This window comes from Enterococcus sp. DIV0210g, from assembly GCF_050559705.1.
Taxonomy (GTDB): domain Bacteria; phylum Bacillota; class Bacilli; order Lactobacillales; family Enterococcaceae; genus Enterococcus_B; species Enterococcus_B faecalis_A.
The window spans coordinates 2,187,823-2,201,709 of the sequence record NZ_CP187903.1 but is presented as its reverse complement, the minus strand read 5'-3'; the positions used below and the strand labels follow the sequence as shown (position 1 = coordinate 2,201,709).

The following is a 13,887-nucleotide window of genomic DNA, read 5'->3' as shown; positions in this document are numbered from 1 at the left end:
TCTATGGTAAAATAAAAACTGAATGTTAGTGCAAAGTAGAGGTATCAACTATGGAACGAGATTGGGAAGCTTTTTTAGCACCTTATGAACAAACAGTGTCGGAATTAAAAGTGAAACTGCGGGGGATCCGCAAACAATTCAGAGAACAGAATCGACATGTTCCCATCGAATTTGTGACGGGGCGGGTGAAACCTGTCGACAGCATTATTACGAAATCGCAGCTGCGGCATATCCCTATGAGCCGTTTAGAAGAAGAAATGTCTGATATCGCAGGATTGAGGATCATGTGCCAATTCGTGGAGGATATCCATCATGTGGTGGAGATCATTCGCAATAGAAAAGACATGAATGTTATCCAAGAACGAGATTACATCACCAATAAAAAAGCAAGCGGCTATCGGTCGTATCATTTGGTCATCGAATATCCGGTCCAGCTGATCAGCGGTGAGAAAAAGATTTTAGCAGAAATCCAGATCCGGACCCTGGCAATGAATTTTTGGGCGACGATCGAACATTCGCTGAACTACAAATATCAAGGCGTTTTTCCTGAAGAAATGAGCGAACGACTGCAAAGAGCAGCAGAAGCCGCTTATCGTTTAGATGAAGAGATGTCCAGTATTCGTGAAGAGATCCAAGAAGCGCAACGTCTGTTTTCTCATGGCAGGGGGACGCCAAACGATATCTATTACCGCAAATTGATCAACACAAACGAGGAGGAGACAGATGAAGGTAGCGATCGTTCATAATAATCAAGAAAAATCATTAGCGGTTACCAAGAATCTGGAAACTCTTTTAGCAAAAGCAGGCATCCAAGTCGACATGCAACACCCGGAATTAGTGATATCGATAGGGGGCGATGGGACGCTGCTGTCTGCTTTCCATCGTTTCAGCCATCGTTTGAATGAAGTGAGTTTTTTAGGCGTCCACACTGGGCATTTGGGTTTCTACACAGATTGGCGCGACTATGAACTGCCGGAGATGGTCGACAGCTTGTGTTCCACCAGAGGGCAAACAGTCAGTTATCCGTTATTAGATGTGCGTGTCCAATACCGAAATGATAAACCAGACAAGCATCTTTTGGCGTTGAACGAGTCAACAATCAAACGAGCAAACCGAACCATGGTCGCAGATGTATATATCAAAAATGAATTATTTGAACGTTTTCGCGGGGATGGCTTAGCGATCTCTACCCCTACAGGATCGACAGCCTATAATAAAAGTGTAGGCGGCGCAGTGATCCATCCAAGTATCAACGCGTTTCAATTAGCAGAGATTGCTTCTTTGAATAACCGTGTGTTTCGGACACTCGGTTCGCCAATCGTCATTGCCCATAATGAATGGCTGGAAATCAAACTTGAGAATACTGAGGATTACCAAGTGACAATTGATCATTTGGAAGTGGCAAAAGAAGACATCCATTCTATTTATTATCGTATAGCAGAAGAACGGATCCATTTTTCTTCTTATCGGCACATGCATTTTTGGCATCGTGTAAAAGACGCATTTATTGGTGAGGACTAAAATGGAATTTACATGGATCTATGAAAAAGAACAGACACAAAAATTGAAATTTTTCCTAAAAGAGAAGGGCATCTCTAAAGGTTTATTAGCGAAAATAAAATTTCAAGGCGGAGAAATCAAAGTCAACGAACAGACGGAAAATGTCTTGTTTTCTCTTTCAGAGAATGATAAGGTAACCATTGTGATTCCTGCAGAAGGCGAACATGAAACTGTCCTGTTAGATGAGACGCCGATCGATATCGTCTTTGAAGATGAACATGTCCTAGTGGTAAATAAACCAGCAGGCATTTCTTCGATCCCAGCACAATATCATCCAAACGGTACCATGGCCAATCGGGTAAAAGCGTATTATAAAAAGCAAGGGTATGAAAACCAGGTGATTCATGTCGTTACTCGTTTAGATAGAGACACGTCAGGATTGATGCTTTTTGCGAAACACGGTTTTGCACATGCGAAACTAGATATCCAGCTGCGGGAAAAGAAATTTGTAAAAAAATATCAAGCACTTGTTAGCGGAGCAATTGATCATTTGGAAGAACATGGGATGATCCAAGCACCGATAGGCCGAGATTTGACTTCTTTATTGAAGCGGAAAGTCTGTACAGACGGTCAGTATGCAGAAACAGAATACTGGCTGGAAAAGCAGCTTAAAGAAGCTGCGCTGGCAGATATCCAGCTCCATACCGGAAGGACCCATCAAATCAGAGTCCATTTTTCTTCCATCGGCTGTCCGCTTTTAGGTGATGAGATGTATGGCGGCAGAATGGATCTGGGTATCCAGAGACAGGCGCTGCATTGTTATGATTTACGGTTTTTCCATCCTTTTACAGAAGAGCTGCTAGTGTTTGAACAGCCGTTAGCGGCAGATATGGCGAAAGTCGTTGAACAGTTGAGAATTTAAGGTGAGGTGAGATTGGTTTGGACGAAAATCAAGAATTAGAGGAACGATTTGCCCAGTTGACAGAAGATTTGAGAAAAAACAACATCCAGGAATTTAGAAATGATTTCTTGGAGATGCACATTTATGAGCAGGGTCAGTTCTACCAATCACTCTCAGAAGAAGAACGCCAGATGATCTATGCGTATCTGTCTCCTAAAGAACTTGCCGATATGTTCGACACCATCGAAGAAGACAATGAATATATGAAAGACTATCTTGCGGAAATGCGGCCTAGCTATGCAGCTGATATGCTCGCGGAAATGTATACCGATAATGCGGTCGATTTGCTGAATACCTTAGATAAGAAGCAAATGGCCAAATATTTGAGTTTGATGCCAGCTGAAAATGCCAGCGAAATCAAAGAACTCTTGCACTATGAAGATGATACTGCTGGTGCGATCATGACCACGGAATTTGTTTCAATCGTAGCGAATCAAACCGTACGTTCGGCAATGTATGTATTGAAAAATGCAGCTGATGTTGCTGAAACGATTTATTATATTTATGTCGTAAACCAAGAAAATCAGCTGGTAGGTGTTATTTCACTTCGAGATTTGATTGTGAATGAGGACGATACCATGATTGCTGATGTGATGAGTGAGCGGATCATCTCTGTATCAGTGGGAGATGATCAAGAAGATGTTGCCCAAACATTCCGTGACTATGACTTTCTAGCACTTCCTGTTACTGATTATGATGACCATCTGCTGGGGATCGTTACAGTTGATGATATCATTGACGTAATCGATGACGAAGCAGCCAGCGACTACTCTGGTTTGGCGGGGGTCAACGTTGAAGAAATCAATGAAAATCCAGTCAAAGCAGCTTCAAGACGTTTGCCGTGGCTGATTACACTGCTCTTTTTGGGGATGTCGACAGCTTCACTGATCAGTCATTATGAAGACTTAGTGAGCGAGGCGAGTATTTTAGCGGTTTTCATCTCTTTGATCACAGGGACCGCTGGAAACGCGGGGACCCAATCTTTGGCGGTAGCTGTTCGTCGTTTAGCGATTTCTGATGATAAAGAACACGGATTTTTCCAGCTCGTCTTAGCAGAAGTTCTGACTGGGGTAGTTACTGGTTTGGTCACAGGACTGACGATTTTCTTGATCGTCGGTTTCTGGAAGCATAATTTCATCTTAGGATTTGTGATCGGGATGGCGATGTTGTTTGCGATCACTGTTGCTAATTTGGCAGGAAGTTTGATCCCGATGCTGATGGATAAACTCGGGTTTGACCCGGCAGTAGCCAGCGGTCCGTTTATCACGACGCTGAGTGATTTGACAAGTGTGCTGATTTATTTCAATATTGCTTCATTGTTTATGTCTTATTTTATGTAAAAAAGAAAAGGCTGCGGAACATTTTTCATGTTTCGCGGCCTTTTTTGTATGTTTTTTGCATATTATTTTTTTGGAAAAAATAATTACCCTAGATCCACGATTTTCGTACCGTGGACTTCGCTGACACCCAATGCTTCAGCAACTGCTTCTGCATTTTGATAAGAAATACCTGCACCAGGTAAAATAATCAAGCGCTCATTGGCGTAGTCGATCAATTTTTTCAAATGAGAGAGATTTTCTTCAATCGGTGTACCAGCAGCTCCGCCATGCGTTAAAATGCGGTGGACACCGTGGTCAACAAGCCAATCGATTGCTTCTAGCTGTTTGTCTTCAGGAATAGCGTCAAAAGCCATGTGGAAGGTGATTTGAAGCCCTTCAGCTGTTTCTGTCAGTAATTCCAAGGCTTCTTCGTCCAACCAGCCAGAGGGCGTCAGACAGCCGAATACAACGCCGTCTGTTCCTAATTTTTTTGCTTCGATCAGGTCGGTGTGCATGATTTTTAATTCGATGTCGTTGTAAACGAAGTCGCCGCCGCGCGGACGGATCATGGTCATGATCGGAACGTTTTTTTCACCAGCATAGCTTAAGGCTTCCTCGATTACTCCTGTACTTGGCGTAGTGCCGCCCACAGCTAGATTGTCGCATAATTCGATGCGGCCGGCACCTTTAGCGATGGCATGAGGAATCAATGTATAATTTTCTGCGCAAAATTCTTTGATCATTTTTTTGCCTCCTTTTTTTGGCAGCTGCAGCTTTTATCAGCGAGAAGAGAGGGTTTGAATAAATAAAAAATAGCAGCCCTCTATTTGTGGAAATTTGCTTATTTTCGCTTTCAGCAACCCTGTTTCCTGTGCATTGTAACATACTTTTCGGGCTTGCTAAAGTCTGGTGGGAAAGGTAAGATAAAAAAGAAATGAGGGGAAAAGTTATGTTGAAAAAAATTGACCGCGCCCGACAGTTTTTGAAAGAAAATCATTCGATGTTCCGCTGTCCGCTTTGTCAAAATCCCGTGTCTGAAACACCAAATGGCCTGGTGTGTACACAAAACCACCGTTATGATTTGTCAAAAAAAGGAACACTGTATTTTTTGACACATGCAGTTAAAACAGAATACGACCAAGGGATGTTCACGCCGCGAAGACGAATGATCCAAGCGGGTATGTATACCCCGGTTTTAGAAATGCTGGCAGAAGAAATGCCGAAAAATAGTAAGGTCTTGGATGTAGGTTGTGGAGAAGGGAGCTTCTTACAAGAATTATCTCAATTGACAGCTATAAAAAAAGCAGTTGGTTTCGATATTTCAAAAGAAGGCGTTTATGCAGCGACAGAACAGCCAATGGACGCATTTTGGTGTGTAGCAGATTTGACAAATCTGCCATTTGAAAACAAACAATTCGAAACGATCCTGAATATTTTTTCACCTTCCCATTATCAAGAGTTTCAGCGCGTGCTGGCAGATGAAGGCGAAGTGCTGAAAATCGTTCCGCAAAGCGGCTATTTAAAAGAGCTGCGCCAAGCGTTTTACCCGGATCAGCCCGAAAAACAAAATTATTCTAATGAACGGGTAGCTGCAAAATTTGAAGAATCAATGCAGCTGGTGAAACGCCGTCGTGTAACCTATGAATTTTCAATACCGGAAGAAAATCAGTTAGATCTATTAGCCATGTCGCCGCTTGAATGGCAAGTAGAAGCGTCAATAAAAGAAAAATTACAAGAAAATCCGTTAAGGAAAATTACAATTGACATAGAATTATTAAAAGGAACTAAGAGTACGCGTTTTTTCTGATTTTTTTCAGAGGAACTATTGCAAAACGCAAAAGTTGGTGGTATATTAGCAACAAGTTGTTTTTTCATTGGTTTTTATCAGGTTCCTGTTCTGATAAAAGTTAGTGAAAAGAGCTTCACTAACGTAACGACTCGCAGTGACTGACACCGAGTTGATACGTTTTTTTTTATGCCGTTTTTCAAAAAAACATGCTGAAAAGAGCAAACATAAAGATGAGAGGTTGATAGATATGAATCACATCGTTTTATTTGAACCATTGATTCCTGCAAACACAGGAAATATCGCTAGAACTTGCGCAGCTACTAATACACCGCTGCATTTGATCGAACCACTGGGCTTTTCAACAGACGACAAATATTTAAAAAGAGCCGGATTAGATTATTGGAATGATGTGAATATCACGTATCACAAAGATCTTCCTTCGTTTTTAGAATATTTGAATGGACGAAAACTGCACTTGATCTCTAAATTTGCAAACAAAGTCTACAGTGATGAAAATTTTGCAGATGGAGAAGAGCACTTCTTTTTATTTGGGAAAGAAACAACGGGTTTACCAGAAGACTTTATGCGGGAAAATGAAGAAAAATGTTTGCGTATCCCAATGAATGATGAACATGTCCGTTCATTGAACCTCTCAAATACTGCTGCGATGATCGTTTATGAAGCATTGAGACAACAAGGATTCCCTGATCTTGATTTGACACATCACTATGAAAACGACAAGCTGGATTAATCGTTGTTTTTTACGTTAAAATAGAACTATCAAACTTAAAAGGAGTTCGCCGCAATGGAACTATATTTTACACGACATGGAAAAACACAATGGAACCTGGAGCGCCGTTTTCAAGGCAGCAACGGCGATTCTCCACTATTGCCTCATAGTTATGAAGAAATCAAACTGTTTGGTCAGCATATCCAGCAGATTCCTTTTGAAGTGATTTATTCGAGTACAGCCAAGCGCGCACAAGATACAGCGCAAGGCATCAACCAAGAGCTGGTTCATCCGACAGAGATTATTTACACCGATCAATTGAAGGAGCTTGGACTGGGTGAATTAGAAGGACGCTCGATTGATGAGATGTATGGAAAATATCCTGAAAACTTGCCTAATCTGCGTCATCATTTGGACAAATATGATCCCACACCTTTTAATGGGGAACCGATCCAAGAGGCAATTTCACGAATCGAAGCGGTTGTGACCGAAGCGGCAGCCAAACATACAGGTCCAGTCTTATTTGTTGGTCATGGCGCATCGATGACTGCGGCAATTCAATGGATGCTGGGGAAAGAAATCAGCCAATTGCGCGAGATGGGCGGTTTATATAACAGCAGTTTGACGATTTTGGAGACGGAAGGATCACCTGAGCCGCCTTACAAATTAAAAACGTGGAACAATATTGATTTTTTAGGTTCGGATACGAAACCAGAACCATTATTATAGATTGAAAGGAGCTCCTCTTATGCAGCCAGAAAAAATGCCTTATTTTGTCGGCACGGTAGCAGCGGTCTTTTTTCAAAACCCAAGCAACTTCTACAAAGTTCTTCTTATCCATGTCAGTGAAACAGATGCGGATTTTCGAGAAAAAGAAATTGTTGCAACTGGCAGTTTTGGAGAAATACAAGAAAATGAAACATACCGTTTTTTTGGTGAATTAGTCGATCATCCAAAGTATGGAAGACAATTAAAAGTGGAGCGGTACGAACAGGAAAAACCAACGACAGCAAATGGGATCATTGCGTATTTGTCGAGTGATAAATTTCCTGGTATTGGGAAAAAAACGGCAGAAAAAATCGTCGCATTACTTGGTGAAGATGCCATTGAACGAATTATTTCTGATCCGTCAGAACTCAAAAAAATAACGGGATTAACCAAAGAAAAACGTGAACTGATTGCTGAAACGATTCGCTTGAATCATGGTATGGATCAAGTCATCATGGGATTGAATCGTTATGGATTTGGGAGCCAGCTTGCCTTTAGTATCTATCAAGCGTATAAAAATGAAGCGCTGGATATTATTCAAGAAAATCCGTACCAGCTCGTGGAAGATATCGAGGGAATCGGGTTCAAACGTGCAGATAATTTGGCTGAACAAATCGGGATCGCTGCTGATTCTCCTCGCCGTATCCGCGCGGCTGTTTTACATCAGATTTTTCAGCAGGCCATCCAGACGGGGAATACCTATGTTCCAGCTGAAGACTTGCTGCAGCAGACGATTCGTTTGCTAGAAACCAGCCGACCTATTGAAATAACACCTGATCAGGCAGCTTCGGTCATTATCCAACTGGTCGAAGAAGGTAAAATACAGCAAGAAGAAACCAATTTGTATGAAAATAGTTTGTATTTTTCTGAATGGGGTATTGGCAGTTCGATCCAACGGCTGCTTCATCGGAAGAAAGAGATCCGTTATCCCGAAAAAGAAATCCAGAAAACGATTCGTTTGACGGAAAAAACACTAGGTATCCAATATGGCGATTCACAGGAAAAAGCCATTACTGAAGCAATCAAATCACCGTTATTCATTCTGACAGGGGGACCAGGTACAGGGAAAACGACGGTAATCAACGGAATCGTCCATCTTTTTGCTGAATTGAACGGATTGGAATTAGATCCCAATAAATATACGCAAGAGATTTTTCCGATTTTGCTCGCTGCACCGACAGGAAGAGCGGCGAAACGAATGAATGAAACAACGGGTCTCCCCGCAAGTACGATCCACCGGCTATTAGGATTGAATGGGCGAGAAAAAACACCAACGATGAGCACAAAAGAATTAGAAGGCGGATTATTGATAGTCGATGAGATGTCAATGGTCGATACATGGCTGGCAAATACCTTGTTCAAAGCAATTCCAACAAATATGCAAGTAATTTTAGTCGGAGACAAAGATCAGCTTCCATCGGTTGGACCAGGACAAGTCTTGCATGATTTAATGGAAATCAATGAGATTCCAAAAGTAGAATTGACGGAAATCTATCGTCAAGGAGACGGGTCGAGTATCATTCCTTTAGCCCATGAGATCAAAGAAGGAAAATTACCGCCCGATTTTACGAAAAACCAGAAAGACCGTTCGTTCTTCAAAAGCGATGCGTACCAAATCGAACCACTGATTTCACAAATCGTCGCAAAAGCGAAAAAGAAAGGTTTTACTGCCCAAGATATCCAAGTGTTGGCGCCGATGTATCGCGGTGCAGCAGGAATCGACGCATTGAATAAAATGATGCAGGAGATTTTCAATCCTTCTGACGGACGGAAAAAAGAAGTCAGTTGGAATGATACGGTTTATCGAATCGGGGATAAGGTGCTCCAACTCGTCAATACACCGGAAGTGAATGTTTTTAACGGAGATATGGGCGTGATCACTGGGATTATTTTAGCCAAAGATTCCGAAGACAAAGTCGATGAACTGGTCATTCAATTTGACGCGAATGAAGTAACATATAAGCGAAATGAATGGAACAAAATCACTTTGTCGTATTGCTGTTCGATCCACAAGTCCCAAGGTAGTGAATTCAAGATGGTGATCTTGCCAATGGTACACCAGTATCAGCGAATGCTGCAGCGAAATCTTTTATATACGGCTGTTACGCGGAGTAAAGACCTGTTGATTTTACTAGGGGAAGAAAATGCCTACGAAACCTGTGTGAAAAATGAGTCTGCAGTAAGATTGACGACTTTAAAAGAACGGATCATCCACAATGAACAAATGTCATTGACGATCCGCACGAAATTGACTGCTTACGAAGATTCTCTGGCAGGGGATGACCCATTTGAAGATGGTGTCTACACAACACCAGAAGAACCGAAACGCCAACCAGCTGTCGTGAAAACAAAAAAAGAAACAATCGCAGATGAGCCGGATGAACAAACAGAAGAAATCAGTCTTTTTGCGCCTGAAAAAACATCAGAACCAATCGTGGAAGAAGCGCCCCAAAATTATATTCTGACCACTCAACTGATCAAAGAAGAGAAAATCGATCCAATGATTGGGATGGGGGAAATTACGCCTTTTGTGTAGAGGTTGTGAGCAGTATGGTCTGCTTCAAGAATTAAGAATGATAAATTAGAAATAGCTTCTCATATTTTTAATTTGTCAGGCTTAATGCTGAAAGTCAGCTTAGCGAACACCGTTTGACTAGTGGTTGTAAAAAATACTTGTTTCTAACAATCAAAAACCGCAAAACGTAAAATCGTTTTGCGGTTTTTACTGTATTTAAAAGTCTGTTTCTGACTCTTTTAAAGAAACCAAAAGGGCTGTTTTTTAGTCCCAAATTGCAAATCGAAGGATTGAGAATCCAAATCTTCACCATCTGCTTGTCCATACTGAGGAAGCGTTGTGGTCAAGCGAAGTTTACTTGTTGTAAAGTGATGGACATGTTTTGATTTCAAATGTTTTTTTCGAAGAAGCAGACCAATGATCCACAAAATCTTGAAAAAATTGATTCGTTCAATCAGGATAAAATCCATATTCGGTTTTGCGATTTCAGCTGTTGGCGCAATCGCAACCCCGCCGCCAAAATAAGGATGATTTGTCACAGTACACAGAAATGCTTTTGAAAAAGCGAGCTGCTTGCCGCCGACATCTGCCAAAAGCGGAAATCCTTTTTGTGTGAACAACACCCGTGCAATCGAAAAAATATAAGCAAAAGAGCCCAGATTATACTTGTTCAATCGTTCTTTAGAAGCAGAATGATTAGTTGCATGAACGACAGCTGCATCTAAGCCGATCCCAAAATTATTAACTAAGATCCCGCTTATTTCGTTTATTTTTTCTTCAAAAGTCAGCAAATTGATCATTTTCGGTTCAGTGGTTGCTAAAAGGCGATCTAACGCCAGTTCTGCTGTGCGAGGCAAACCGATCCCTCGGGCAAAATCGTTTCCTGAACCAGCTGGGATATAGCCGATTGGAAATTCTTTTCCCAAATAATGGAAAGCATTGAGTACTTGATGAAGGGTACCATCCCCGCCAATCACAACGACTAAAGGAAATTCGTTCTGTTCTGTCAATTCTTCTTTATCTTCAGGCCAAGGAAGCAAAGAGGGGACCAGTTGTTCAGCGATTTCAGCATCGTGTCCAGCGTACTCGCTATAGTGAGCAGTAAATACCAGCTTTTTTTCTTCCAGCAATTTGATGATTTTTTCTGCGGTCTTTTTGCCATTTCCGCTGCCGGCCGCTTGGTTGATCAATAAATGATAGTGGATATCCATTTTTTCCTCCTGCAGCTTAAGTTGAAAGAACGGTTTTATTCTTCCATAAGAAAAAGCCAAGAGCATTGTCTTGGTTTTTGTCGAGGACTCCGTACAGCCAAGGCTCACTGTTTGCGAAATCTATTTCTTAAACTGTTTATTCAAAATCGTTTCCCACACATTATAGCAGAGGAAAAGAAAAAATAAATAAAAAAGATCTAACAGATGCTCGATCCGGTACTTTTCCGGAGAAGAAATCTAAGGTTCATGTGTCCACTTAGTTCTTCAGCAATCTGTTAGACCCTGTACGATAAGTAAGAGGTTGCTCAAATTCCCACATCCTTTACATCTTCGTTTCAGTTTCACAACAATTCTGTTCAGCAGAACCTGCTTCGTCTGCGCTACTGGGAATTCTTATGACCCCTTACACCTATTTTATACCATGTTTTGCTTCTTTTTGCAAACGTTTACTTCTGGGATTTAACATTACTTTTCCAGGAAATAACAGCTAGTTGTTGAAAAGAAAAAGCCTTCTGTTATAATGAATGATTGTGGTCAAGATTTCGGGATATTTCAGTGAAAACTGAAGCCAAGAAATTTTTTCGATTCTAGTTCGTTTTGTAAAAAAACGACTAGGTCCGCGGTTCATCAACCATCCCGCGCAAAAAAACTAGGAGAAATGAGGAGAAATTATGCAAGCATCAAAAAGCAGCAAATCATTGATGGTCATTGCGGTAAATGGGATCATCATGGCACTTTATTTAGCATTAACGATTTTAGTCGCACCTGTCTCTTCAGGGCCGATCCAATTTCGAATATCAGAAAGCTTGAATCATCTGGTAGTTTTCAATCGGAAACTTTTATGGGGTGTTTTAGGCGGAGTCATCGTTTATAATGCGTTCTTTGGTTTTGGGATCATGGACGTGATTTTTGGCGGGACACAGACGTTCTTATCACTTGGTTTGACAGCATTGCTGCAAAACAAAGTAAAAGATGTCAAGATCCGTTTAGCTTTAAATACGCTCTTTTTTACAGTAAGTATGATTTTGATCGCGTATATGCTTGTTCCGACAGGCGGTCATGCTTTTTGGGTAACTTACGGCACATTGGCACTTAGCGAATTCATCATCATGGTCATTTCAGCACCATTGATGTATTACTTGAATAAAACAATCCATTTTGAAAAAAGAATCTAAAAAAATGGGCGATCCGAAAATCATTGACAGATTTTCAGATTGCCCGTTTTTTATTTGAGCAAAAAGATTTTCTGCTCTTTATTCTGCATGCTGCAGATCTTCGATTTCTACTACTTTGAAATTTTTCTTTTCTAAATGGCTCACAATCGTATCGCATGTTTCTTTTGTCGTTTGCGCTGGAAGAGTAATCAGCGTACGGCGGATAAATTCGTCTTTACCAATATCCAAAGTGATGCAGCTGGCAATACTTGTGTACTTAGAAATAATTTTTGTCATAGAGGCCAAGTCGCCTTGTTTTCCAGTAGAAGCAACCGTTAATACGTAGCTTCCTTGCTCGATGCTCCATGATTGAGAAAGCATATTCAGTAAAGAACTGTGCGTCAAGATCCCGTAAAAATGGTTATTTTCATCTAAAACTGCGATATACGGCAATTCTTTGATGGTAAAGAATACTTTGAAGAATGATGTATTCACATAGATGAATTTTGTGGCGTTTTTCAATAAGTAAGTGACAGGAAGTGTCATGTCTCCGCCGTTTGCTTTGTGGCGGTAGATGTGCATTTTGTAAATATTTCCACGAAAAATCTGTCCGGATTCATCAAGGATCGGTACACAACGATAACCAGATGTTTCTAAAATCTCTAATGCTTGTTCTAATGTATTTGTCTCGTTCACTGTTGTTAAATCTTTTTTCTTGTAGACCATTGTTTTCAGCAGCATAACAAGTACCTCCGTTTCGTACATTTTAATCTAATTCTTAATTTCTTTAATCATATCATAAAGAAGCTAGGAATGAATAGAAGGTTTTAGGAGAAATTGACAAAGAACCTTTTCCATGATACTGTTATTCTGTATATTTGTGAGTTTCAGTAAGGAGGTAGGGACAAAATGGCGAAGAAAAAAGCTGCTTTAGCGTGTTCCGTATGCGGGTCTAGAAACTATACAAAGTCTATTAGCGAAGGTAAAAGCGGAGAACGTTTAGAAATCAACAAATTCTGTAAATATTGTAATCAATATACATTACATAAAGAAACCAAATAAGGAGGAAGCAGAATGAAATTTCTTAAAAGCGTAAAAGAAGAAATGAAAAAAGTGTCTTGGTCTTCAAAGAAACAATTGCGCCGCGACACATTGATCGTTATCGAGACATCAATCATTTTTGGTGTCATGTTTTACGTGATGGATACAGCTATCCAACACTTGTTCAGCTGGATTCTTAGCTAGGACGCTAGTAAAACAAAGCAGAACGTGCTATAATCGTTTTGAAGAAAAACTTCGGGTATACTGAGGTTTTTTTATTTTACAATGAAATGAGGAGCCGGCAAAATGGAATCTTTTGAAAAAAATTGGTATGTACTGCATACTTATTCTGGTTATGAAAATAAAGTAAAAGCAAATATCGAGTCTCGTGCACAAAGTATGGGGATGGGTGATTATATTTTCCGCGTTGTAGTTCCTGAAGAAACAGAAACGGAAGTAAAAAACGGAAAAGAAAAAGAAATCGTTCATAAAACATTCCCTGGTTATGTATTAGTAGAAATGACAATGACAGATTCATCATGGTATGTTGTTCGTAATACACCGGGCGTAACAGGATTCGTTGGTTCACACGGCGCCGGCAGTAAACCAGCTCCATTGCTTCAAGAAGAAGTAAACCATATCTTGCGTTCAATCGGTATGAGCGTTCGTCAAAATGATTTGGAAGTCCAAGTCGGCGAAACAGTGAAAATCATTGAAGGTGCCTTTGCTGGATTAGAAGGACAAGTCAGCGAAATCGACGAAGAAAAAGAAAAACTAAAAGTAAATATCGATATGTTTGGACGCGAAACAAGTACAGAACTTGATTTCGAACAAGTAGACAAAATCGATTAAATCAATCATCACAAATTTTGAAAGATTGAATAAAGCGGCGGACCACC

General features: G+C 40.6%; 15 protein-coding genes and 1 riboswitch. Of the genes, 12 read left to right on the top strand and 3 right to left on the bottom strand.

The features are described from left to right. Window positions 1–50 precede the first annotated feature (50 nt). From IGI64_RS10625 to mgtE, 4 genes are read left to right on the top strand one after another with little or no spacing between them, the layout of a single operon-like run. Entirely contained in the window at window positions 51–746 is a 696-nt protein-coding gene (locus IGI64_RS10625; RefSeq protein ID WP_016624616.1) for a GTP pyrophosphokinase, read from the top strand. Further along, complete coding sequence (locus IGI64_RS10620) at window positions 724–1,521, top strand: NAD kinase (RefSeq protein ID WP_429940510.1); 798 nt, start codon at window positions 724–726, stop codon at window positions 1,519–1,521. The genes IGI64_RS10625 and IGI64_RS10620 overlap by 23 nt, the downstream gene beginning before the upstream one ends. Before the next feature lies 1 nt (window position 1,522). Next, on the top strand, window positions 1,523–2,422 hold the full coding sequence (locus IGI64_RS10615) for an RluA family pseudouridine synthase (protein WP_429940509.1): 900 nt from the start codon (window positions 1,523–1,525) through the stop codon (window positions 2,420–2,422). 17 nt (window positions 2,423–2,439) lie between these two features. Continuing rightward, a complete protein-coding gene (gene mgtE, locus IGI64_RS10610; RefSeq protein ID WP_429940508.1) occupies window positions 2,440–3,801 on the top strand; it encodes a magnesium transporter in 1,362 nt (453 codons plus the stop codon). A gap of 83 nt (window positions 3,802–3,884) precedes the next feature. Here the strand turns inward: mgtE and IGI64_RS10605 are convergent, their stop codons facing one another. Further along, on the bottom strand, window positions 3,885–4,523 hold the full coding sequence (locus tag IGI64_RS10605) for a copper homeostasis protein CutC (protein ID WP_429940507.1): 639 nt from the start codon (window positions 4,521–4,523) through the stop codon (window positions 3,885–3,887). A 206-nt stretch (window positions 4,524–4,729) separates the two neighbouring features. Between IGI64_RS10605 and IGI64_RS10600 the strand changes: the two genes are divergently transcribed. From IGI64_RS10600 to recD2, 4 genes are all read left to right on the top strand, one after another. Beyond that, window positions 4,730–5,587, top strand: coding sequence for a methyltransferase domain-containing protein (locus IGI64_RS10600; RefSeq protein ID WP_429940506.1), 858 nt, complete (start codon window positions 4,730–4,732; stop codon window positions 5,585–5,587). A gap of 229 nt (window positions 5,588–5,816) precedes the next feature. Further along, window positions 5,817–6,320, top strand: a complete 504-nt coding sequence (trmL, locus tag IGI64_RS10595; protein ID WP_429940505.1) for a tRNA (uridine(34)/cytosine(34)/5-carboxymethylaminomethyluridine(34)-2'-O)-methyltransferase TrmL — start codon at window positions 5,817–5,819, stop codon at window positions 6,318–6,320. A gap of 54 nt (window positions 6,321–6,374) precedes the next feature. Further along, window positions 6,375–7,028: a histidine phosphatase family protein gene (locus IGI64_RS10590; RefSeq protein ID WP_429940504.1), complete on the top strand. Its 654-nt coding sequence runs from the start codon at window positions 6,375–6,377 to the stop codon at window positions 7,026–7,028. A 19-nt stretch (window positions 7,029–7,047) separates the two neighbouring features. Next, entirely contained in the window at window positions 7,048–9,603 is a 2,556-nt protein-coding gene (gene recD2 / locus IGI64_RS10585) for an SF1B family DNA helicase RecD2 (RefSeq protein ID WP_429940503.1), read from the top strand. Window positions 9,604–9,821: 218 nt separating this feature from the next. On the opposite strand, the gene IGI64_RS10580 is transcribed toward recD2, so the two are convergent. Next, window positions 9,822–10,793 (bottom strand): diacylglycerol/lipid kinase family protein, encoded by a 972-nt coding sequence (locus tag IGI64_RS10580; RefSeq protein ID WP_429940502.1) that lies wholly within the window; start codon window positions 10,791–10,793, stop codon window positions 9,822–9,824. 613 nt (window positions 10,794–11,406) lie between these two features. Then, window positions 11,407–11,452: riboswitch (PreQ1 riboswitch) on the top strand. A 12-nt stretch (window positions 11,453–11,464) separates the two neighbouring features. Between IGI64_RS10580 and IGI64_RS10575 the strand changes: the two genes are divergently transcribed. Beyond that, the gene (locus tag IGI64_RS10575) at window positions 11,465–11,968 is read left to right on the top strand and encodes a QueT transporter family protein (protein WP_016624605.1); all 504 of its coding nucleotides are present in this window, start codon (window positions 11,465–11,467) and stop codon (window positions 11,966–11,968) included. Between the two features lie 78 nt (window positions 11,969–12,046). Here IGI64_RS10575 and cbpA read toward each other — a convergent pair whose 3' ends face one another. Continuing rightward, window positions 12,047–12,688, bottom strand: a complete 642-nt coding sequence (gene cbpA / locus IGI64_RS10570; protein WP_034862477.1) for a cyclic di-AMP binding protein CbpA — start codon at window positions 12,686–12,688, stop codon at window positions 12,047–12,049. 168 nt (window positions 12,689–12,856) lie between these two features. Here cbpA and rpmG point away from each other — a divergent pair, with 168 nt between their 5' ends. From rpmG to nusG, 3 genes are all read left to right on the top strand, one after another. Continuing rightward, window positions 12,857–13,009: a 50S ribosomal protein L33 gene (gene rpmG, locus IGI64_RS10565; RefSeq protein WP_005878997.1), complete on the top strand. Its 153-nt coding sequence runs from the start codon at window positions 12,857–12,859 to the stop codon at window positions 13,007–13,009. A 12-nt stretch (window positions 13,010–13,021) separates the two neighbouring features. Further along, window positions 13,022–13,192 carry a preprotein translocase subunit SecE gene (secE, locus tag IGI64_RS10560; RefSeq protein WP_016624603.1) on the top strand — a complete coding sequence of 57 codons (171 nt, stop codon included), beginning with the start codon at window positions 13,022–13,024 and terminating at the stop codon, window positions 13,190–13,192. Window positions 13,193–13,294: 102 nt separating this feature from the next. Next, window positions 13,295–13,840, top strand: a complete 546-nt coding sequence (gene nusG / locus IGI64_RS10555; protein ID WP_016624602.1) for a transcription termination/antitermination protein NusG — start codon at window positions 13,295–13,297, stop codon at window positions 13,838–13,840. The last annotated feature ends 47 nt before the right edge of the window (window positions 13,841–13,887 follow it).